The organism is Caballeronia sp. ATUFL_F1_KS39 (assembly GCF_023630985.1).
Taxonomy (GTDB): Bacteria; Pseudomonadota; Gammaproteobacteria; order Burkholderiales; family Burkholderiaceae; genus Caballeronia; species Caballeronia zhejiangensis.
In genome coordinates this window covers 62334-83734 of sequence record NZ_JALQDZ010000025.1, presented here as the reverse complement: position 1 = coordinate 83734, position 21401 = coordinate 62334, and the positions used below count along the sequence as shown (strand labels likewise).

Annotated in this window: 20 protein-coding genes and 1 riboswitch; of the genes, 14 read left to right on the top strand and 6 right to left on the bottom strand. The window is 65.0% G+C overall.

From position 1 onward, the window contains the following. Positions 1 to 22 precede the first annotated feature (22 nt). Genes fliI through fliF form a run of 4 tightly spaced genes read right to left on the bottom strand, consistent with a single transcriptional unit; the run spans position 23 to position 4988 of the window. A complete protein-coding gene (gene fliI, locus NCR93_RS13240; RefSeq protein ID WP_250532240.1) occupies positions 23 to 1546 on the bottom strand; it encodes a flagellar protein export ATPase FliI in 1524 nt (507 codons plus the stop codon). Continuing rightward, positions 1540 to 2214, bottom strand: a complete 675-nt coding sequence (gene fliH, locus NCR93_RS13235; protein WP_008352582.1) for a flagellar assembly protein FliH — start codon at positions 2212 to 2214, stop codon at positions 1540 to 1542. Before fliH ends, fliI begins: the two co-directional genes overlap by 7 nt. Next, positions 2207 to 3202 (bottom strand): flagellar motor switch protein FliG, encoded by a 996-nt coding sequence (fliG, locus tag NCR93_RS13230; RefSeq protein ID WP_008352584.1) that lies wholly within the window; start codon positions 3200 to 3202, stop codon positions 2207 to 2209. Before fliG ends, fliH begins: the two co-directional genes overlap by 8 nt. Next, complete coding sequence (gene fliF, locus NCR93_RS13225; protein WP_008352586.1) at positions 3192 to 4988, bottom strand: flagellar basal-body MS-ring/collar protein FliF; 1797 nt, start codon at positions 4986 to 4988, stop codon at positions 3192 to 3194. The genes fliG and fliF overlap by 11 nt, the downstream gene beginning before the upstream one ends. Before the next feature lie 271 nt (positions 4989 to 5259). On the opposite strand from fliF, the gene fliE reads away from it, so the two are divergent. From fliE to NCR93_RS13200, 5 genes are all read left to right on the top strand, one after another. After that, the gene (gene fliE / locus NCR93_RS13220) at positions 5260 to 5634 is read left to right on the top strand and encodes a flagellar hook-basal body complex protein FliE (RefSeq protein WP_008352588.1); all 375 of its coding nucleotides are present in this window, start codon (positions 5260 to 5262) and stop codon (positions 5632 to 5634) included. 242 nt (positions 5635 to 5876) lie between these two features. Beyond that, a complete protein-coding gene (gene fliS / locus NCR93_RS13215; protein ID WP_033536660.1) occupies positions 5877 to 6296 on the top strand; it encodes a flagellar export chaperone FliS in 420 nt (139 codons plus the stop codon). Between the two features lie 29 nt (positions 6297 to 6325). Next, positions 6326 to 6655 carry a flagellar protein FliT gene (locus NCR93_RS13210; RefSeq protein WP_033536661.1) on the top strand — a complete coding sequence of 110 codons (330 nt, stop codon included), beginning with the start codon at positions 6326 to 6328 and terminating at the stop codon, positions 6653 to 6655. A gap of 53 nt (positions 6656 to 6708) precedes the next feature. Continuing rightward, a complete protein-coding gene (gene fliK / locus NCR93_RS13205; RefSeq protein ID WP_008352594.1) occupies positions 6709 to 8025 on the top strand; it encodes a flagellar hook-length control protein FliK in 1317 nt (438 codons plus the stop codon). Next, positions 8022 to 8336 (top strand): EscU/YscU/HrcU family type III secretion system export apparatus switch protein, encoded by a 315-nt coding sequence (locus NCR93_RS13200; protein WP_008352596.1) that lies wholly within the window; start codon positions 8022 to 8024, stop codon positions 8334 to 8336. The genes fliK and NCR93_RS13200 overlap by 4 nt, the downstream gene beginning before the upstream one ends. A gap of 7 nt (positions 8337 to 8343) precedes the next feature. Here NCR93_RS13200 and NCR93_RS13195 read toward each other — a convergent pair whose 3' ends face one another. Next, positions 8344 to 10050 carry an isovaleryl-CoA dehydrogenase gene (locus tag NCR93_RS13195; RefSeq protein ID WP_008352599.1) on the bottom strand — a complete coding sequence of 569 codons (1707 nt, stop codon included), beginning with the start codon at positions 10048 to 10050 and terminating at the stop codon, positions 8344 to 8346. A gap of 300 nt (positions 10051 to 10350) precedes the next feature. Between NCR93_RS13195 and NCR93_RS32120 the strand changes: the two genes are divergently transcribed. Then, a complete protein-coding gene (locus tag NCR93_RS32120) occupies positions 10351 to 12033 on the top strand; it encodes a DUF937 domain-containing protein (RefSeq protein WP_008352601.1) in 1683 nt (560 codons plus the stop codon). Positions 12034 to 12084: 51 nt separating this feature from the next. On the opposite strand, the gene NCR93_RS13185 is transcribed toward NCR93_RS32120, so the two are convergent. Further along, entirely contained in the window at positions 12085 to 13011 is a 927-nt protein-coding gene (locus tag NCR93_RS13185; RefSeq protein WP_008352602.1) for a LysR family transcriptional regulator, read from the bottom strand. A gap of 128 nt (positions 13012 to 13139) precedes the next feature. On the opposite strand from NCR93_RS13185, the gene NCR93_RS13180 reads away from it, so the two are divergent. The 8 genes from NCR93_RS13180 to NCR93_RS13145 all read left to right on the top strand — a co-directional run bounded on the left by NCR93_RS13180 (position 13140) and on the right by NCR93_RS13145 (position 21400). Beyond that, positions 13140 to 13583: a CidA/LrgA family protein gene (locus tag NCR93_RS13180; protein WP_008352603.1), complete on the top strand. Its 444-nt coding sequence runs from the start codon at positions 13140 to 13142 to the stop codon at positions 13581 to 13583. A 10-nt stretch (positions 13584 to 13593) separates the two neighbouring features. Next, entirely contained in the window at positions 13594 to 14316 is a 723-nt protein-coding gene (locus tag NCR93_RS13175) for an LrgB family protein (RefSeq protein WP_008352604.1), read from the top strand. Positions 14317 to 14398: 82 nt separating this feature from the next. After that, a riboswitch (S-adenosyl-L-homocysteine riboswitch) is annotated at positions 14399 to 14534 on the top strand. A gap of 32 nt (positions 14535 to 14566) precedes the next feature. Next, complete coding sequence (gene ahcY, locus NCR93_RS13170) at positions 14567 to 15988, top strand: adenosylhomocysteinase (RefSeq protein WP_008352605.1); 1422 nt, start codon at positions 14567 to 14569, stop codon at positions 15986 to 15988. A gap of 78 nt (positions 15989 to 16066) precedes the next feature. After that, positions 16067 to 16420, top strand: coding sequence for a phage holin family protein (locus tag NCR93_RS13165; protein ID WP_008352606.1), 354 nt, complete (start codon positions 16067 to 16069; stop codon positions 16418 to 16420). Positions 16421 to 16456: 36 nt separating this feature from the next. After that, entirely contained in the window at positions 16457 to 17296 is an 840-nt protein-coding gene (gene metF / locus NCR93_RS13160; RefSeq protein WP_250478906.1) for a methylenetetrahydrofolate reductase [NAD(P)H], read from the top strand. A gap of 324 nt (positions 17297 to 17620) precedes the next feature. Beyond that, positions 17621 to 19255: an ABC transporter substrate-binding protein gene (locus NCR93_RS13155; protein WP_008352609.1), complete on the top strand. Its 1635-nt coding sequence runs from the start codon at positions 17621 to 17623 to the stop codon at positions 19253 to 19255. Positions 19256 to 19380: 125 nt separating this feature from the next. Next, positions 19381 to 20391 (top strand): ABC transporter permease subunit, encoded by a 1011-nt coding sequence (locus NCR93_RS13150; protein WP_008352611.1) that lies wholly within the window; start codon positions 19381 to 19383, stop codon positions 20389 to 20391. A 91-nt stretch (positions 20392 to 20482) separates the two neighbouring features. Next, positions 20483 to 21400: an ABC transporter permease subunit gene (locus tag NCR93_RS13145; RefSeq protein ID WP_008352613.1), complete on the top strand. Its 918-nt coding sequence runs from the start codon at positions 20483 to 20485 to the stop codon at positions 21398 to 21400. Position 21401 lies beyond the last annotated feature (1 nt).

The window sequence follows — 21401 nt, the reverse complement described above, 5'->3', positions numbered from 1 at the left end:
TGCTTCGGATACTAGTCGAAAACTATCCGAACAGTTGATTCAACATCGCGATGCTCGGCTCGAACGGCGCCTCTTCGCGAAAGCCTTGCTGCAAAAACGACTCCATGCGCGGATACAGCGCGATGGCGCGGTCGAGCAACTGGTCGCGTCCGCTCGAATACGCGCCCACGTTGATGAGATCCTTGTTGCGCTGATAGCGCGACAGCATCTGCTTGAAGAGACGCACGCGTTCGAGGTGCTTGTCGTCGATGATCGACGTCATCACGCGGCTGATCGACTGCTCGATGTCGATCGCCGGATAGTGCCCGGCTTCCGCGAGCGAGCGGTTCAGCACGATATGGCCGTCCAGAATCGCGCGCGCCGAGTCGGCGATCGGATCCTGCTGATCGTCGCCTTCGGTGAGCACGGTGTAGAACGCCGTGATCGAGCCGCCGCCTTCGGGACCATTGCCGGTGCGCTCGACGAGCGCCGGCAGCTTCGCGAACACCGACGGCGGATAGCCTTTGGTCGCGGGCGGCTCGCCGATGGCGAGCGCGATCTCGCGCTGGGCCATCGCGTAACGCGTGAGCGAATCCATCAGCATCAGGACGTGCTTGCCCTGATCGCGGAAATATTCGGCGAGCGAGGTCGTGTACGCGGCGGCCTGCATCCGCAGCACCGGCGACACGTCCGCAGGCGCGGCCACGACGACCGAGCGCGCGAGACCGTCCTCGCCCAGAATCTGCTCGATGAATTCCTTCACTTCGCGGCCACGTTCGCCGATCAGCCCGATCACGATGACTTCCGCGCTCGTGTAGCGCGCCATCGTGCCGAGCAGAACCGACTTGCCGACGCCCGAACCCGCGAACAGGCCCATGCGCTGGCCGCGTCCGACCGTCAGCAGCGAGTTGATCGCGCGCACGCCGACGTCGAGCACCTTGTGGATCGGCTCGCGATTCAGCGGATTGATGACCGGACCCGCCAGCGGCGCATCGACCTTGGCGCCGAGCGGGCCGAGCCCGTCGAGCGGACGGCCGGACGCGTCGACCACGCGGCCGAGCATTTCCCAGCCGACCGGCAGACGCTTCGCGCCCGCCATCGGATCGTTGATCGGCGCGCTTTCCAACGGATAGACGCGCGCGCCCGGCAACAGGCCGGCGACTTCGGTCGTCGGCATGAGAAAGAGCTTGTCGCCCGCGAAACCGACGACTTCGGCTTCGGCGGTCGGAATCGCGCTGCCCGGCGGCAGCTCGATGATGCATTCGGAGCCGACGCCCATCTTCAGGCCGACCGCTTCGAGCACGAGACCGGCGGCCCGCGTGAGACGTCCGCACGGACGCAGCGGCTTCGCGATCGCATTGCGCGAGCGCAGCGCGTCGAGCTTGTCGCGCCACGTGTCGATGTGCGGATTGCCCGCGATACCGGCCAGTTCGGCGATGGTGCGCGCGGCGAGTTCGTCGGGCGATTCGTCTTCCGCGCGCTCTTCGGCGAGCGGGCCGAACGACGCGCGCGCGAGTTCCTGTTCGAGTTCGCTCAGACCATCCTGCGTGATCCGTTGATTTACCACGGCTTGCTTCTCCCCAACGCGGCCACCACGCGCTCCCAGCGCGACACGTTGGTCGCATCGATTTCACCGGTTGCGGCGTGCGCCTTGCAGCCGCCGCGCTCGACTTCCGGATCGGGCCGCACGGTCCAGCCGGCGGCTTCGAGTTCGTCCTTGAGATACGCATCGACGATAGCCATGTCGGCCGGATTGACGATGAGCGTCGGCGCGCCGCACAGCTCCGGCTCGGACGCGATGACTTCGCGCGCCACGGCGACGAGCGCCGTCGGATCGAGTGCGAGATGCTGGCGCACGACCTGCTGCGCGATATCGACCGCGAGTTCCGCGAGCGATTCCGCGATGGCCGCATCGGCGGCTTGCAGGGCGGTCTTGAACGCATCGGCGATCTCGGCGAGACGCGCGGCCTGCGCGAGCGCTTCCTTGCGGCCGTCCTCGAAACCCTTCGCCTGACCTTGCTCGTAACCCGCCTGATACCCAAGCGCCTGCCCCGCGACGTGCCCCTTCGCGAGACCTTGCTGATACGCGTCGTCCTCGACGCGGCGCAGGTGCGCTTCGAGCGCGGCCTGTTCCGCCGCGCTGTTGTCGACCTTGATCTCGACGGGATCGAACGACGCCATTTCCCAGCGCTGATACGCCGAGACCGGAGCCTTTTGCGCGCGGGTGTTAGACATATGCGTCCTCGGCCTTGCCGCCTAACTGGATCTGACCGTTTTCCGCGAGATTGCGGACGATCTGCAGAATCTTGCGCTGCTGCTGCTCGACTTCCGACACGCGCACCGGACCGCGCGAATCGAGGTCTTCGGCGAGCAGTTCGGCCGCGCGCTGCGACATGTTCGACAGGAACTTCTGGCGCAGCGCCGGCTGCGCGCCCTTGAGCGACACGATCAGCGTTTCCGATTCCACTTCCTTCAGCAGAAGCTGGATCGCGCGGTCTTCCAGATCGAGCAGGTTCTCGAACACGAACATCTGGTCGATGATCTTCTGCGCGAGCTCGGCGTCGTATTCGCGCACGTTCGCGATGACGCCTTCTTCGTGATTGCTCGACATGAAGTTGAGAATCTCGGCCGCCGTGCGGATGCCGCCCATCGGCGCGCGCTTCAGGTTGTCGCTGCCGGAGAGCAGCGTCGTCAGCACGTCGTCGAGTTCGCGCAGCGCGGCGGGCTGGATGCCGTCGAGCGTCGCGATGCGCAGGAGCACGTCGTTGCGCAGGCGGTCGGACAACAACGACACGATTTCCGACGCCTGATCGCGGTCCAGGTGAACGAGGATCGTCGCGATGATCTGCGGATGCTCGTTCTTGATGAGTTCCGCGACCGCGCCCGAGTCCATCCACTTCAGGCCTTCGATGCCGCTCGTATCGCTGCCCTGCAGGATACGGTCGATCAGCGCGCCGGCCTTGGTTTCGCCGAGCGCCTTCGTCAGCACGGAGCGGATGTACTCGCTCGAATCCAGCGAAAGCGCCGTGTGCTGCTCGGCTTCGCTCACGAATTCGGTCAGCACGTTGTCGAGCTGCTCGCGCGTCACGTTTTTCAGGGCCGCCATCGTCGCGCCGATCTTCTGCACCTCGCGCGGGGCGAGATACTTGAAAACTTCGGCGGCTTCTTCCTCGCCGATCGACATCAGGAGGAGAGCGGCTTTATTCAGGCCTTCAGCGTTCATCGGACACCCAGTTCTTTACGACCGTCGCAACGATTCTCGGATCCTGACGCGCGACCATGCGCGCGTAGTCGAGATTGCGGTCGAATTTGGCTTTCTTGCTTTCATGACCGAGGAGACTCACCTCGGCATCCTTGTCTTCGTCTTCCAGCTTCGCCGTGCCGCCGCCGTCGAGCGACGGGCCGTCGAGCAGCGAGAGTTCGTCCGGTACGGCGAGCGTCGGCGCGGCTTCGGGCGGCGGCGGGAAGGCGCGCTTCATCGCCGGCTTCACCATGCTGAAGTACAGGAACAGACCGACGATGCCGATGCCCAGATACTTCGCCGCCTGAATGCCCATGCCGATCGATTCCGGCGTCTTCCACCACGGCACGTCGGGCGTCGCGTTCAGATCGGCGGAGAACGCGCTGTTCACGACGTTCACCGAGTCGCCGCGCTTGTCGTCGAAGCCCATCGCGTCCTTCACGAGCTGCTGGACCTGCGCGAGCTTGTCGGCGGCAAGCGGCGTCATCGTGACGTTGCCCTTCGCATCGACCTTCTTCTCGTAGTTCACGACCACCGCCACCGACAGACGCTTGATGCCGCCCGTCGCCTGCTCGTAGTGACGCACGGTGCGATCGACTTCGTAGTTCGTCGTCGTGTCCTTGCGCTGATTCTGCGGACCCGTTTTCGCCGATGCGCCCGCCGCGCCCGATGCCGCTGCGTCGACCGGCGCGGATGCCGGCTGCGGCGGCTGGTTCGACAGCGCGCCCGGCACGCCGCCGATGCTGCTGCCGCCGGATTCGCTCGACTCGCTCGACTGCTGGCTGCGGATCGCCGTGTTCTGCGGGTTGCCGTTCGGGCCGTAGCTTTCGGCGGTTTGCTCGAGCTTCGAGAAGTCGATGTCGGCGCTGACCTGCGAACGCGCGTTACCGGCGCCGAAGAGCGGCGCGAGGATCGCGTCGATGCGCTTTTGCGTGTTGTGCTCGATCTGCTGCACGTACTTCAGTTGCGATGCGTCGAGGCCGTTCGCGGCGTTCTGGCTCGTCAGCAGGTTGCCGTCCTGATCGACGATGTTCACGTTCTTGACCGGCATGTCCGCGACGCCGGACGCCACCATGTGCGTGATCGCCACCACCTGGCCTTCGTCGAGCACGCGGCCGGGGTACAGATTGACCATCACGGAGGCGGTCGGCAGTTCCTTGTCGCGCACGAAGACGGAAGGCTTCGGAATCGCCAGATGCACGCGCGCCGACTTCACCGACGAAATCGAGCCGATCGTGCGCTCCAGCTCGCCTTCCAGCGCGCGCTGATAGTTGACCTGCTCGGCGAACTGGCTGATGCCGAACTTCTGGTTGTCCATCAGCTCGAAGCCGACCGAGCCGGCCTTCGGCAAGCCCTGGCTCGCGAGACGCAGACGCGTTTCGTGCACCTGCTCGGCCGGCACGAGAATGGCGCCGCCGCCGTCGGAGAGCTTGTACGGAATGTTGCCCTGCTGGAGCGCGGCAACGATTGCGCCGCCGTCCCGGTCGGACAGATTGGAAAAGAGCACGCGATAGTCCGGCTGGCGCGACCACATGACGAGGCCCGCGACCACCATCACCAGAATCGCGACGGCCACGATGAGCGGCACGCGCGGATTCGAGCGGAACTGGTTGAGCATCGGCATGCGCTGCGCGAAGCCGCCGAAGTCGGCTCCCGCGCCGCCCGCGAGGCTCGCGCCGGCGGTGGCCGTTCCGGCTGCGCCCGGCTGTGCGCCCGCCAGGCCCATTCTGGCGTCGGGCGTGATGAGTGAGTTGTTGGGCGTTTCCATTTAGCGTCGAAGCTCCGAATCCTGAGGTTCCCCTCCGCCGCTTCCCGCTTCCATGTAAGCGGCGGTGGAGGACTTTTCACGATGGGGATTATCCGCAGAAGATTGCAAGTCGATTCGGCGAATAGAGCGGGGTTTTCCCCGTTCTTCCCGCGCTTTGAAAAGCCGCCGGCTGCTAATCTTTTTCGTACTCGGCGAACCTCCGCAAATGCGGGCCGGGCATCGGGTCTCCGCCACGAGCGGCACCCGTTATTTCCTGTCATCCGGAGTCAACATGAACTTTCCGATCAATCCGCTTTCCTCGGCTATGTCGGCCATTCAGTCGATGGCGTCGCAAGCCGCCGGCGGCACCGGCGCCGCAAACGCCGCGTCCGTCGCGTCGGGCGCCGTCATGGGGCAGAGCGGGACATCGGGCGCGGCGAGCGCCGGCAGCTTCGCCGACGCGCTGAAATCGTCCATCGACAAGATCAGCGACAACCAGAACAAGGCACTCGGCGAGGCGCACGCATTCGAAATCGGCGCGCCGAACGTGTCGCTCAACGACGTGATGGTCGACATGCAGAAGGCGAACGTCGGCCTGCAGTTCGGCCTGCAGGTGCGCAACAAGCTCGTGTCGGCCTACAACGACATCATGCAGATCTCCGTCTGACGGTCTTCACACGATCCGTCCCTCGATCCTCGCGATTGCTCTAGAGCCTTGAGTCCTAAAGCTTTGCCGCGTTTTTCCGATAACCCCGGTAACGGCACGGCGAACGATGGTTCGCCCGCTTGAGGCGGGCGGCACGCTCGTCTCTCACCGGTTTTACCGGACCCACACGGATCAGGACGAGCGGCACGGCGTCCGCTTGAAGCCCGCGCACGCTGCGGCATCGCATAAGGAGAACCCGAGAGATGTATTCCCCAGGACACGCAGGAGCCAGCGCCTACGCACGCGTGGGCGTTCAGACAGGGGTGATCGGAGCGAGCCCGCACAGGCTGATCGTGATGCTGTATCAAGGCGCACGTCAGGCGATCGCGCAGGCGCGCATGCATCTGCAGCAGAACAACGTCGGCGCGCGCGGCGCGGCGATCGGCAAGGCCATCAGCATCATCGAGAGCGGATTGCAGCAGGCGCTCAACAAGGATGCGGGCGGCGAGATCGCGCAACGGCTGGACGCGCTGTACACGTATATGACGCGCCGGCTGCTCGAGGCGAACATCAAGCAGAACGAGTCGATGCTCGTCGAAGTCGACGGCCTGCTCGCGACGCTGGAAGAAGCCTGGGTCGGAATTGGACAGGAAGTGGCGCAAATGACCGCCGTGCCCGCATGACGGGTATGAGCGTCGACTGCCTCGAAAGAATGAAGACGACACAAGAATATTTCGCCCACTACGAGGCCATTGCGGCGGTTTCCGGTCAGATGCTGGTGGCCGCGCGCGGTGGCGAATGGAGCGAGCTGAAGGCGTTGCAGGGCACCTATCGCGAGCTGGTCGACCGCCTGAAGGAAGTCGATACCGGTTCGGATCTCGACGAAACCGCCCGCGCACGCAAGCTGGACCTCGTGAAGAAGATTCTCGCCGACGACGCCGCGATCCGCGATCTGACCTCGCCGAGTCTCGCGCGCCTGTCCGCGCTCTTCACGGTCAACAGCCCGGCCCGCGTACTGAAGAAAATGATCGGACTGCGCTAGCCGCAGTTCCGCGCCAGCCGGACGATCCGGCCGGCGCTTACGAGGATGTGGGCATGACTGGACTCGATTCTGCGATCGCATCGTTGCTCGCCAGCCGCACCGAGCTCCTGATGTCCGCGATTCGCGCGCCGGGCGGCGTGAGCGGCAGCGGCGTGACGGGCACGAGCGTCGGGCAGACGACGCAGCCGGACATGCCGCAGACCGTCGGCGCGCCCGCCGTGGCGGCGGGACCGGCGGCGTCGGCGCAAACCGAGCTTTCCAGCGTCGCGCGCACGCTCGACGTGATTTCGCGCTTCGGCGGCGCGACGCCCGCGCTGACCGGCGACGCCCCGCTCTGGCCGACGCCGCCGCGCCCCGCGAGCGCCTTCGCCGCGCTCACGACCGGCCTCTTCGATACCGCTTTCTCCTCCAATGCCGCCGCCGTGGCGGCCGCGCGCGCCGCGACGCAGAATCTGCCGCCGCTGCCCGCCGCCGCGCTGGCGACGGCGCTCGCAAGGACCGTCGGCGAAAGCGGGCTTTTCTACGAATCGCATCTGGTGCAATGGCTCGCGGGCCAGCGCAGCGCGGCGTCGCTCGGCAACGAACCGCAGGCGCGCGTCGATGCCCGTTCGATGTCCCTGCCGTTCGAGCTCGCCAACGCCGTCACGCCGGCCGACACCGGCCTCGACGATGCCCGCGCGCCGCAGCTCGCGCCCGATCTGCCCGATTTCCACGGCCGCCCGATCGCGACGCCGCAGACGCCGCAGCAGGCGGCCGCGCTCGCGGCGTCGGTGCGGGATGCGTCGCCGTCCGAGCTCTCGAATTCGCAGAACGGAACCGCGAACGGCGCCAACGCGCAGACGGCGCAACCGAGCCGGCACGAATCGGCGCTGCAGGCGTCGCTCGCGGCGGGCATCCATCCGGCGACGCTCAATGTCGTGCGTCAGCAACTCGACGTGCTCGCGAACGAGCAATTCCGCTGGCAGGGCGAGGCGTGGCCCGGCACGCGCTTCGAGTGGGAAGTCGCCCGCGAACCGCGCGATCAGCGCGCTTCCGACGACGCGGCCGACGAACGCGCCTGGCGCACGCGCATCACGCTGTCGCTGCCCGCGCTCGGCACCGTCGACGCCGAACTGGTGCTGTCGGGCGACAAGCTCGTCACGCGCATCAAGGCGGGCGACGCGGGCGCGCGCCGTCTCGCCGCCGACGGCGCCGCGTTCGCGCGTCAGCTTGAAGCGGCGGGCATTGCGCTCGCGTCGCTGTCCGTGCGTTCGATGGACGGCACGACCGATCTCGCGCTTTCCGGCGACAAGACCGCCGCGAAAAAGCCGGTGCGCTCGCCGCTCGAACATCTGTTCCACCCGCCGCACGGCGATGGGAGTGAAACGTGAGCGGCCAGGATCATCCGCCGTACACGCGCAGGCAGGCGACGGCGCTCGCCTACGACGCGGGCAATCGCGAGGCGACGCCGCGCGTCGTCGCGAAGGGCTACGGCATCGTCGCGGACATGATCGTGCAGCGCGCGAAGGAAGCGGGGCTGTACGTGCACGAATCGCCGGAAATGGTGTCGCTGCTGATGCAGGTCGATCTCGACGCGCACATTCCGCCCGCCTTGTATCAGGCGGTCGCGGAATTGCTGTCGTGGGTGTATCGGCTGGAGAACGAGGAGCCGTTGAGGGAAGCGGGGCGGGCGATCCGCTGACGCTTTCTCAGGCGGCGAACGCCCGCGTGACGATCGCCGCGTGATCGAAGCGTCCGGGCAGCGTGCCGTACACGCGCCCGTTTTCGCCGCGCGCGTCGCCAAGACGCGATTCGACGAACGCATCGGCGACATCCTGCGGCGCGTGCCGCGCGAGCAGCACGCCCTGCGCGCACAACGTCAATTGCTGCGCGATGCGCCGGGCCGACGCTTCCCGGATCGACGGATCGTCCGTCAGCATCGCAATCAGCGACGACAGCGCGCCCGCCAGCGCCGGATGCGCGCCCGCCGTCGTCTTCCAGTCGTCGATGAGCGCGTGCGCGGCGTCCTGCTCGCGCTCGAACGCGCGCAGGACGTCGAGGCACATCACGTTGCCCGAGCCTTCCCAGATCGAATTGACCGGCGCCTCGCGATAGAAACGCGCCATCGGCCCGGTTTCGACATAGCCGTTGCCGCCCCAGACTTCCATCGCTTCGCCGGTGAATTCGAGCGCACGCTTGCAGACCCAGAATTTCGCGGCGGGCGTGACGATGCGCCGCCACGCGCGTTCGGCGAGCGCTCCGCCTGGCGCGGCGCTCTGCTCGAACGCGCCCGCGAGCCGCATGAACAGCACCGTCGCGGCTTCGGATTCGAGCGCGAGATCGGCGAGCACGTTGCGCATCAGCGGCTGATCGACGAGATGCGCGCCGAACGCGCTGCGCTGCCGCGCGTGATGAATCGCCTGGACGAGCGCCGCGCGCATCAGCGCCGCACTGCCGATCACGCAATCGAGCCGCGTGAAATTCGCCATCTCGATGATGGTCGGCACGCCGCGTCCCTCGTCGCCGATCATCACGCCGTAAGCATCGAGAAACTCCACTTCGCTGCTCGCGTTCGAGCGGTTGCCGAGCTTGTCCTTCAGGCGCTGGATCTGGACCGCGTTCTTGCGGCCGTCCGGCGCGAAACGCGGCACGTAGAAGCACGACAGGCCGCCTTCGTCGGCGGTGCGCGCGAGCACGAGATGCGCGTCGCATTGCGGCGCGGAGAAGAACCACTTGTGACCGACCAGCCGATAAGCGCCTCCGCGTCCCATCGCGCCGTTTCTGTCGATGGCGTGCGCGCGCGTGCGGTTGCTGCGCACGTCGGAGCCGCCCTGTTTCTCGGTCATGCCCATGCCGATCATCATCGAATGCTTGCCCGCTTCGAGCGGAATGTCGCGCGGATCGTGTTCGCGCGAAAGCAGCGCATGCGAAACGCGCGCGAACAGGTCGGGTTCGTTGCGCAGAACGGGGATGCTCGCGAAGGTCATCGTGATCGGGCACAGCGAGCCCGATTCGAGCTGGCCGTGCAGATAGTAGCCGGCGCAGCGCGCGGCCATCGATCCGGCGCGCGCGGACGGCTCGAACGGCATCGCGTGCAATCCCTCATGGCGCAGTCGCCGCAGCAGTTCATGCCACGCCGGATGAAACTCGATGGCGTCGATGCGCTCGCCGCGCGGACTGTGCGTCGCGAGTTCGGGCTCGTGGCGGTTGGCGAGCTCGGCCAGCGCGACGACGTCCGGCTGCGTCAGCGCCATCCCGTCGCGCGAAAGCGTCTGCACATGCCAATGCGCGCCTTCGCGTCCGACGGCGGCGACGAGCGCCGGATCGAAGGCGAACGCGTCATAGCCGACGAGCGGCGACGCCTGATTCGTGACGTCGTGGGTTTGCCCGAACGGGCGATCGGCGGGATCGGACATCGTCGCTCTCCTTCTGCGGTGATTCGTCGCTGTCGGACGCGCGCAACAGCGCTTTCGGCGGATCGGCCGTCCGGGCGTCATCTCGAATTCAGGAATCATAGGCCGCGCACGGATCGGCCGTGTAGAGGCACCGTTCTTTTCGGGATCGATCGGGAACTTTTGATGCGCGCTCCTAAAGCGCCGCTCACTGAGATAAATCCGATTGTTAATCCCGCCCCGATGACGCGCCGGAACCCGAACCTATAATCGGCACGCCTGATTCCGGCGATTGCAGTAACGCCTTTCACGGAAGCATTCTCAATGAGCATCAACCTCAATCAACTTGTCCAGGGCGCTTTGACCGAAAGCGTGTTGCAGCATGTCGCCGGGCGCATCGGCTGCGCGCCGGAATCCGCGCGGCGCGTCGTGTCGCTGTGCGGGCCGGCGCTGATCGGCGCGATGATGAACAAGGCGTCGTCGCTCGAAGGCGCGCGTCATCTGTTCGCGGCGATCATGTCGCCGGCGACCAACGCGCTGATCGCCGAAGAACTGCCGCACTTCGTCGTGCAGGACGAGGGTTTCAAGACGCTCGTCGACAGCAGCGAAAAAGCCGATGCCGAAATCGCCTCGCGCGACAATCTCAATCTGCTCGCCGAGCGCATCGCCGAATACACGGGCGTCGCGGCGAGCGCCACGCGCACGCTGACCGGCGTGGTCGGCGCGACGCTCTTCGGCGTGCTCAAGCGCTATCTCACGCAGCACAACGGCAATCCCAGCCAGCTTCCGACGCTGCTCGGCCATCAGTTGCCGGTCGTGCGCGCGAACATGACCGACGCGTTTGCCAACGCGCTCGGTCTCGGTTCGGTCGGCGCGTTTCTCGCGGGTGTCGCATCGCGGCTGAAGGCGGTGTCGGCGCATCTGGAACATCCGGCGACGCAGGAAGCCGCCGTGTTCGCGCAGCCGCAGGAAGCGCCCGCCGCCGCCGATCACGCCGTGAAGGAAGACGCGGGCCGGAAGAAATGGTGGTGGATCGCATCCGCTGCCGCGCTCGCGATGTTCGCGGTTCTGGCCGGTCGCGGCTGCTCGACGGACAACAAGCCGGAAGACGCCGCGCCCGTCGCGAAGCCGGACGCCGCTTCCGACGCGAGCGCCGAGACGGCAACGGGCGCGACGGCCGCCGCGGCCGATCAAGCGTCTGCGCCGGCCGCGCTGCCTTCCAAGGACGCAACGATGTCCTTCGTCGTCGACGCATCCGGCGTTCCGACGCTGACCGCTACCGTCCACGACGAGCACGAACGCCGCGAACTGCTCGACACGCTCGCCGCGAAGCTCGGCGCGGACAAGTTCAAGGCGGACATCGCGGTCGATCCGGACACGAAGCCCGCCGCGTGGATCGCGAAACTCGACGGCCTGCTCCCGGTCATGACGCTGCCGGGCGCGCAAGTGCGCGTGGTTGGCGACAAGATCGACCTGAGCGGCCGCGCGGGCGATTCGAAGCTCGGCTGGCTGGACAAGCTGAAGGCGTTCTTCGGCGACGGCTGGACGATCGGCGCAACCGACACGACCGCCGCCGCAAAAACGCTCGCCGCGTCGGACGCTGTCGCGAATTGCAGTGCCGCCGACGTCGCGAAGAATCTGAATCTGCGTCCGATCAAGTTCGGCTTCGCGTCAAACGAGTTGCCGCGCGGCGCTGAACGAACTCGCCGAATCCGCGAAGGGGCTGAAGGATTGCGACGCGAACGGCAAGCCGATCAAGCTGCAGATCGGCGGCTACACGGACAGTTCGGGCAATCCGGCGGTGAATCTCCACTTGTCGGAAAAGCGCGCGCGGTCCGTGCGTTCGTATCTGATCCAGCGTGGCGTGCCGGCCGACACGCTGACGGCGGAAGGTTTCGGCGACGCGCATCCGATCGGCGACAACGCCACGCGCGAAGGCCGCGCGGCGAATCGGCGAATCGAATTCAAGGAACTGAACTGATTCGGGAATCGCGCGAGCCGCTGTAAATGACGCGCCGGTCCGCTCATCGCGGGCCGGCGCGTTTTTTTGCGTGGATGTCATCGGTTTCGCGGAAAGCCATCGGCCATGAAATCCTGATCCAGATTCGCGGGCAGCATTTCCCGCGCGACCTCGATCCACGCGCGCGCCGCGTGCGACAGATAACCGTTGCGCCGCCAGCCGAGCGCCATGTCCCAGTGAATCTCGGGCGCGACGACCGGACGGCAGGTGAACGCGTTCGCGTCGAGACGCCGGCAGTACGGCGCGGGCAGCAGCGCGATGCCGATGCCTGCCTGCACGAGCGCCGCCATGAAATCCCAATGCCCGCTGCGGCCGACGATCGTCGGCGCGAAACCCGCCTCACGGCACGCGTTGAGCACGACGTCGTTGAGCGCGAGGCTCTCGCCGTAGAACACGAACGGTTCGGCGGCGAGATCGGTGAGCGCGACTTCGCGGGCGTCGTCCCAGCGCGAACCCTTCGGCGCGACGAGCCAGAGAATCTGCCGGCTCACGGGTAGGACGTCGAACATCGCGGTGTCGACCGGCTGCAAGACGCCGCCCAATTCGAGCTCCCCGTCTATGAGCGCCGCCTCGATCGCCTTCGAGCCGCGCTCGAACAGCTTCAGCTCAACTTTCGGATAACGGCGACGGAACGCGGCGATGGCCGGCGTGAAGAGCGATCCGCCCATCGGCGGAATGCCGATCGTCAGCGTGCCGCGCCCGAACGTGCCGAGATCGTTCAGCTCCGCTTCCAGACGCGCGTGCGCCGCCAGCACCTCGACGCCGCGCTGATAGACGATCTGGCCGGCGTCGGTCAGCACCATCTGACGCCCCTCGCGCAGAAGCAGCGGCGAGCCGACCTCGTCCTCCAGCGCCTTCACCATCTTGCTGATGGTCGGCTGCGTCACGAACATGTGTTCGGCGGCAGCGGTGAAGCTCTTCTGTTTCACCACTTCGATGAAGTACCGCAAGGCGCGCAATTCCATCGTCGGCTCCGAATTCCAGTTTGGAATGATTCGAATAAGGTTAAGTCATTTTTATTATGCAAGGTGCGCCCATATACTCAGCCTACGGGATAACCCTAATCAGTCGCCTTCAGCCCACGAGAGCCGCCATGTCCACCGCCCTGCCGATCAAAACGCCGTCCGCCTTCGCCCGCTTCCTGCGCGTCGCGGTGCAGTCCGCCGCGCTCGCGGGGATCTGGGTCGCAGCGGATTTCGTCGCGCGCAAGCTGTCGCTGCCCGTGCCGGGCGGCGTGATCGGCCTCGTCGCGCTGCTCGCGCTGCTGTTCTGCGGCGGCGTCGCGCCGCGCTGGGTCAAGGCGGGCGCGGACTGGCTGCTGTCCGACATGCTGCTCTTCTTCATCCCGGCGGCGGTCGCGGCGGTCCAGTACGGCGGCCTGTTCATGGAAGACGGCTGGCGGCTCGCGCTCGTGGTCGTCGGCGGAACGTTGATGGTGATGGTGGCCGTGGCGTTCGCCGTCGACCGTGCGGCGCGCCTGGAACGCCGTCTCGCCCTGCGCCGTGTGCTCGTCGCGCGACACGCGGCCCGCGCCTGAGCGAGCGGACATGAACCACTTCTTTGCCTCGCTTCTCGAAGACGACGCCGCGCGCCTCATCGCGGCCGGTTGCTTCGTGCTGACCGTCGCGCTGTACTTCGCGGCCAAGCATCTGTACGCGCGCTTCCGGCGGCCGTGGCTCACGCCGCTTCTGGCCGTGCCGGCGGTGCTCGCGGTCATCGTCGTGATTGCGCGCATTCCGTACTCGGTCTATTACACCGACACGCGCTGGCTCATGTGGCTGCTCGGACCGGCGACGGTCGCGTTCGCGGTGCCGATCTATGAGTACCGCGAACTCATCAAGCGGCACTGGATTTCGCTGACCGTCGGCGTGACGGTCGGCATTCTGGTGGCGGTCGGCGGTTCGCTCGCGCTCGCGAAGCTGCTGCATCTGTCTCCGGAATTGCAGCGCAGCCTCGCGACGCGTTCCGTGTCGACGCCGTTCGCGCTCGCCGTCTCCGACAAGATCCACGCGCCCAAAGACCTCACCGCGCTCTTCGTGATCGCGACGGGCGTCTGCGGCATGCTCTTCGGCGAAATCGTGCTCGCGCTCGTGCCGCTGCGCACGCGGCTCGCGCGCGGCGCGTTGTTCGGCGCGGCGGCGCACGGCGTCGGCACGGCGAAGGCGCGCGAACTGGGGAGCGAAGAGGGCGTCGTCGCGAGTCTCACGATGATGATCGCCGGTGTCGTGATGGTGCTGCTCGCGCCAGTGCTTTCCGTACTGCCTTTCTGAGCGCTTGCGCGCGCCGCGAAAGTCCCTCTTCGGCGTCTCGAAAACGCATTCGCCACACGAGACTTTGCTACAATCGACGCTCGTTTCCGAGGAGCGTTGCGACGGGCGATTCATCGAATCCGCCCGCCAGGCTCGGAAGCATTCAATCCGGACGGTTCGAAAGCGCCAGGCAGTCAAGGCGCCCGCTGAGCCACCGCATCGAACGGCGCTCACGTCAACATTTCTAGTCTTTTTAGAAAAGGAGGGCGTGATGAACGCCGCAGTTCTCGATTCCAACGGTTCCAAGGATTACATCGTTGCCGACATGTCGCTTGCCGCATGGGGCCGCAAAGAGCTCGACATCGCCGAAACGGAAATGCCGGGTCTCATCCAGACGCGCGAAGAGTACAAGGCGCAGCAACCGCTGAAGGGCGCGCGCATCGCCGGCTCGCTGCACATGACGATTCAAACGGGCGTGCTGATCGAAACGCTCACGGCGCTGGGCGCGGACGTGCGCTGGGCATCGTGCAACATCTTCTCGACGCAGGATCACGCAGCTGCAGCGATCGCCGCGGGCGGCACGCCGGTGTTCGCGTTCAAGGGCGAATCGCTCGACGAATACTGGGAATTCTCGCATCGCATTTTCGAATGGCCGAACGGCGAATTCGCCAACATGATTCTCGATGACGGCGGCGATGCAACGCTGCTGCTCATCCTCGGCGCGAAGGCGGAAAAGGACCGTTCGGTCATCGCCAAGCCGACGAACGAAGAAGAAATCGCGCTCTACAAGTCGATCGCGAAGCACCTCGACGCCGATCCGACGTGGTACTCCACGCGCCTTTCGCACATTCAGGGCGTGACGGAAGAAACCACGACGGGCGTGCATCGCCTGTATCAGATGGAAAAGGAAGGACGCCTGCCGTTCCCCGCCATCAACGTGAACGATTCGGTCACGAAGTCGAAGTTCGACAATCTGTACGGCTGCCGCGAATCGCTCGTCGACGGCATCAAGCGCGCGACCGACGTGATGATCGCCGGCAAGATCGCGGTCGTCGCGGGTTACGGCGACGTGGGCAAGGGCTGCGCGCAATCGCTGCGCGGTCTGGGCGCGACGGTGTGGGTCACGGAAATCGATCCGATCTGCGCGCTGCAAGCCGCAATGGAAGGCTACCGCGTCGTGACGATGGAATACGCCGCGAGCCGCGCCGACATCTTCGTCACCGCGACGGGCAACTATCACGTCATCAACCACGATCACATGAAGGCGATGCGCAACAACGCGATCGTCTGCAACATCGGCCACTTCGATTCGGAAATCGATATCGCGTCGACGCGTCAATACACTTGGGACAACATCAAGCCGCAGGTGGATCACATCGTCTTCCCGGACGGCAAGAAGATCATCATTCTGGCTGAAGGGCGTCTCGTGAACCTCGGCTGCGCGACGGGCCATCCGTCCTTCGTGATGTCGAACTCGTTCACGAACCAGACGCTCGCGCAGATCGAACTGTTCACGCAGGGCAAGAAGTACGAGAACAAAGTCTACGTGCTGCCGAAGCATCTCGACGAAAAGGTCGCGCGCCTGCACCTCGGCCGTATCGGCGCGGAACTGACCGTGCTGTCGGACGAGCAGGCCGGCTACATCGGCGTCGACAAGAACGGCCCGTTCAAGCCGAACCACTACCGCTATTAAACGCTGACGGCAGCCGTAACAGGCGCGGGCGTGACGACCACGCCCGCGCGATTCAACGCATCAACCGGAGATTTCTCGATGACCGTGCTGCTGACATGGCTGATCAACGCGCTCGCGCTGCTGATCATCACCTACCTCGTGCCTTCGATTCATATCCGCAGTTTCGGCACGGCGCTCATCATCGCGGTGGTGCTGGGTCTCATCAACGCGATCATCCGGCCTGTTCTCATCATCCTCACGTTGCCGGTGACCATCGTCACGCTCGGGTTCTTCATACTCGTCGTGAATGCGCTGTGCTTCTGGCTGTGCTCGTCGCTGTTGAAGGGCTTCGAAGTATCGGGCTTCTGGTCCGCGTTCTTCGGCTCGATTCTCTACAGCATCGTGTCGTGGCTGCTGTCGGCGCTGATCTTCGGGAATCGCAACTTCGGTTGACGTTGGACCGCGCGCTGCCGTGCGTCAAAAAACATCATGAAACCGATCGAACTCTCATTCGAGTTTTTCCCGCCGAAGACGCAGGAAGGCGTGGAAAAGCTGCGCGCGTCCCGCGCCGAGTTGAAGAAGCTCTCGCCCAAGTTCGTCTCCGTGACGTTCGGCGCGGGCGGCTCCACGCAGCAAGGCACGCTCGACACCGTGCTCGAAATGGCCGCGGAAGGCTTCGAGGCCGCGCCGCATCTCTCGTGCATCGGCTCGTCGAAGGACAGTCTGCGCGCCATTCTCTTGCAGTACCGCGAGCACGGTATTCGCCACATCGTCGCGCTGCGCGGCGATCTGCCTTCGGGCATGGGCGAAGTCGGCGAGTTGCGCTATGCGTCGGAACTGGTGGCGTTCATCCGTCAGGAGCACGGCGACTGGTTCAACATCGAAGTGGCCGCGTATCCGGAGTTTCATCCGCAATCGAGGTCGCCGAAAGCCGATCTCGAAAACTTCGCGCGCAAGGTGAAGGCGGGTGCGAACTCGGCGATCACGCAGTACTTCTTCAACGCCGATTCCTACTTCAAGTTCGTCGAGGAAGCGCGCAAGCTCGGCGTCGACGTGCCGATCGTGCCGGGCATCATGCCGATCACGAACTTCTCGCAACTGATGCGCTTCTCCGACATGTGCGGCGCCGAAGTGCCGAAGTGGATCGCGCGCCGGCTTGAAAGCTTCGGCGACGATCGCGAGTCGATCCGCGCGTTCGGCGTCGACGTGGTGACGGGCCTGTGCCGCCGTCTCATCGATGATGGCGCGCCGGGTCTGCACTTCTACACGCTTAACGGCGCGTGGGCGTCGAAGACGGTTTGCGAACGTCTCGGCTTCAAGAGCGTCTGATCAGCATCAATGTTTCACCCGCGCGGCGCTCGCCGCGCGGTTCTTTCTCTGAATCCCCTTACCGTCGTCTTTTTTGCGTTAGCGCGCGCCTGTTCGAGCAATATTTCGTCGCCCGATGTATCAGGTGCGGACATGCCCGATAACCTACCCTTATCGGAGCGCCACCGACGACAAACTCTAGTGGGGAAAACCAAGTACACGTGTCACTTTTGTTCGTGCTAGGGTAGCGCCCACTTTGCGCGTGTGCTTCGAAAAAAGCGGGGCGGCGCGATCAAGTACACTCGCGCTACGTCGGCCAGAAGCCGGCATCGACTTGGAGGAAACATGAACAAAAACAGCCTGTTGCGAGCCATCCGCGGATCGGCGCTCGCAGGCGCCGTCGCCACCGCGACGCTCTTTGCAGCAACCGCGGCACACGCCGCGGGAATCCCGAACAAGACGCTCGTGTATTGCTCGGAAGGCAGCCCGGCCGGCTTCGATCCGGCGCAATACACCACCGGCACGGATTTCACCGCGAATACCTTCACCGTCTATAACCGTCTTGTCGAATTCGAGCGCGGCGGTACGAAGGTCGAGCCGGGTCTCGCCGAAAAGTGGGACGTGTCGTCGGATGGCCTCAGCTACACGTTCCATCTGCGTCACGGCGTGAAGTTCCAGACGACGTCGTTCTTCAAGCCGACGCGCGAATTCAACGCGGATGACGTGATCTTCACGTTCAACCGCATGCTCGATCCGAACAATCCGTTCCGCAAGGCGTACAACGTCCAGTTTCCGTACTTCACGGACCTCGGCATGGACAAGCTGATCTCGAAGATCGAGAAGGTCGATCCGTACACCGTGAAGTTCACGCTGAAGGAAGTGAGCGCGCCGTTCATCCAGAACATGGCGATGGAATACGCGTCGATCCTGTCCGCCGAGTACACGGACAAGCTGCTGAAAGACGGCAAGGCCGCCGACATCAACCAGCAGCCGGTCGGCACGGGTCCGTTCATCTTCCGCAGCTACACGAAGGACGCGACCATCCGCTTCGACGGCAATCCTGATTACTGGAAGCCGAACGCCGTGCAGATCAGCAAGCTGATCTTCTCGATCACGCCGGACGCGGCCGTGCGCGTGCAGAAGCTGAAGAACAACGAATGCCAGGTGATGAGCTATCCGCGTCCGGGCGATATCGCCGCGCTGAAGTCGGCATCGAATGTCGATACGCCGTCACAGGCGGGCTTCAACGAAGGCTATGTCGCGTACAACGTGACGAAGAAGGGCCTCGACAACACCGACGTGCGCCGCGCGCTCGACATGGCGATCAACAAGAAGGCGATCATCGATTCCGTGTATCAGGGCGCGGGCCAGCCGGCCACCGCACCGATGCCGCCGACGCAGTGGTCCTACGACAAGAATCTGAAGGGCCAGACATACGACACCGCGAAGGCGAAGGAACTGCTCTCGAAGGCGGGCTTCCCGAACGGCTTCGAAATCACGCTCTGGGCGATGCCGGTTCAACGCGCGTACAACCCTAACGCGCGGCTGATGGCGGAAATGATCCAGGCCGACTGGGCGAAGATCGGCGTGAAGGCGAACATCGTTTCGTACGAGTGGGGCGAGTATCTGAAGCGCGCGCACGCGGGCGAACACGATGCGCTCCTGATCGGCTGGACCGGCGACAACGGCGACCCCGACAACTGGCTCGGCACGCTGCTCGGCTGCGACGCCGTGAAGGGCAGCAACTTCTCGAAGTGGTGCTACAAGCCGTTCGACGAACTCGTCGTGAAGGGCCGTTCGACGACCGATGTCGCCGCGCGCACGAAGGCTTACACCGATGCGCAGCAGATCTTCGCGCAGCAACTGCCGTTCTCGCCGATCGCGCACTCGACGGTGTATCAGCCGGTGAGCAAGAAGGTGACGAACATGAAGATCGAGCCGCTCGGCTACGTTCGCTTCGATGGCGTCGGCATGCAATAAAGTTTGTCTACGGAACGCTTTTTGCACTAAACCATAGTTAATCGAACAGGTCCGGCGGCGCGGGTCCACAAGATCCAAGCCGCCGGTCACGTTTTGAGTCCTCCCAATACCGAAAAGGACGATCCATGTTCCGATTCGTTTTGCGACGCATAGGAATGGTGATACCGACGTTCATCGGCATTACGATTCTCGCGTTCGCGCTCATCCACCTGATTCCCGGCGACCCCATCGAAGTGATGATGGGCGAGCGTGGCGTCGATCCCGCGATGCACGCCGAAGCCATGAAGCGCCTCGGTCTCGACCAGCCGCTGCCGGTCCAATACCTCACCTACGTCGGGCACGCGCTGAAAGGCGATCTCGGCACGTCGATCATCACGAATACCAGCGTGATGGGCGAGTTCCTCGCGCGCTTTCCGGCGACCGTCGAACTCTCCATCTGCGCGATGATCTTCGCGCTCGTCGTCGGCTTGCCGGCGGGCGTCGCGGCGGCGCTCAGGCGCGGCACGGTCGTCGATCATGGCGTGATGGGCACCGCGCTCACGGGCTATTCGATGCCGATTTTCTGGTGGGGCTTGATCCTCATCATGTTCTTCTCGGCGAAGCTCGGTTGGACGCCGGTGTCGGGCCGCATCGCGGTCGAATACGACATTCCGCACGTCACCGGCTTCATGTTGATCGACGCGCTCTTCTCCAGCGACGAAGGCGCGTTCACGTCGGCGGTGTCGCATCTGATTCTGCCGACCATCGTGCTCGGCACGATTCCGCTCGCGGTCGTCGCGCGCATGACGCGCTCGTCGATGCTCGAAGTGCTGCGCGAGGACTACATCCGCACGGCGCGCGCGAAGGGTTTGTCGCCGCTGCGCGTGGTCGTCGTGCATGCGCTGCGCAACGCGCTGATTCCTGTCGTGACCGTGATCGGCCTGCAGGTCGGCACGCTGCTCGCGGGCGCGGTGCTGACCGAGACGCTGTTCTCGTGGCCGGGTGTCGGCAAGTGGCTCATCGACGCCATTTCGCGCCGCGATTATCCGGTCGTGCAAGGCGGCATTCTGATGATCGCGACGCTCGTGATCGTCGTGAACCTGGTCGTCGATTTGTTGTACGGCGTGTTGAATCCGCGCATTCGCCATACTCGCTGAGGAAAACATGTACCCCCACGCTCACACTTGTTCGCTGCCCCCCAAGGGGGCGCATGCCTCGCTTGAGGCCGCTCGGCGCGAGGCATAACGAATGGCTGACGTTCAAAACAATCTCCCGCCGGGCGCGCTCACGCCGCCGTCCGGGCGCATGGTCGCGGCGCGCGAATTCTGGGCGAATTTCTCGCGCAATCGCGGCGCCGTCGTCGCGGGCGTGATCGTGCTCGTGCTGATTCTCGTCGCGCTGCTCGCGCCGCTGATCGCACCGCATAGCCCGATCGAGCAATATCGCGATTACGTGAAAATTCCGCCCGCGTGGCTCGAAGGCGGCAACCGCATGTTCCTGCTCGGCACCGATGAAGCCGGCCGCGACATTCTCTCGCGTCTCATGTACGGCGCGCGGCTGTCGTTCTGGATCGGCTTCGTGTCGGTCGTGCTCGCGCTGATTCCGGGCGTCGTGCTCGGTCTGATGGCCGCGTTCTTCCACTGGCTCGATACGCCGATCATGCGCGTGATGGACGTGCTGCTCGCGTTGCCTTCGCTGCTGCTCGCGGTCGCGGTCGTCGCGATCATCGGGCCGGGGCTCGTCAACACGATGCTCGCCATCGCCATCGTCGCGCTGCCCGGTTACGTGCGTCTCACGCGCGCGTCGGCGCTCGGCGAATTGCAGAAGGAATACGTGACGGCATCGCGCGTCGCGGGCGCGGGCACCGTGCGCCTGATGTTCTCGCAAGTGCTGCCGAACTGCGCCGCGCCGCTGATCGTGCAGGCGACGCTCGGTTTCTCGTCCGCGATTCTCGATGCTGCCGCGCTCGGCTTTCTCGGCCTCGGCGTGCAGCCGCCGGCGGCGGAGTGGGGCGCGATGCTCGCATCGGCGCGCGATTACATCGAAAGCGCATGGTGGATCGTGACGATGCCAGGCCTGTCGATCCTGATCTCGGTGCTCGTCATCAATCTGCTCGGCGACGGTCTGCGCGATGCGCTCGATCCGAAACTCAAACGGATGGGCTGAC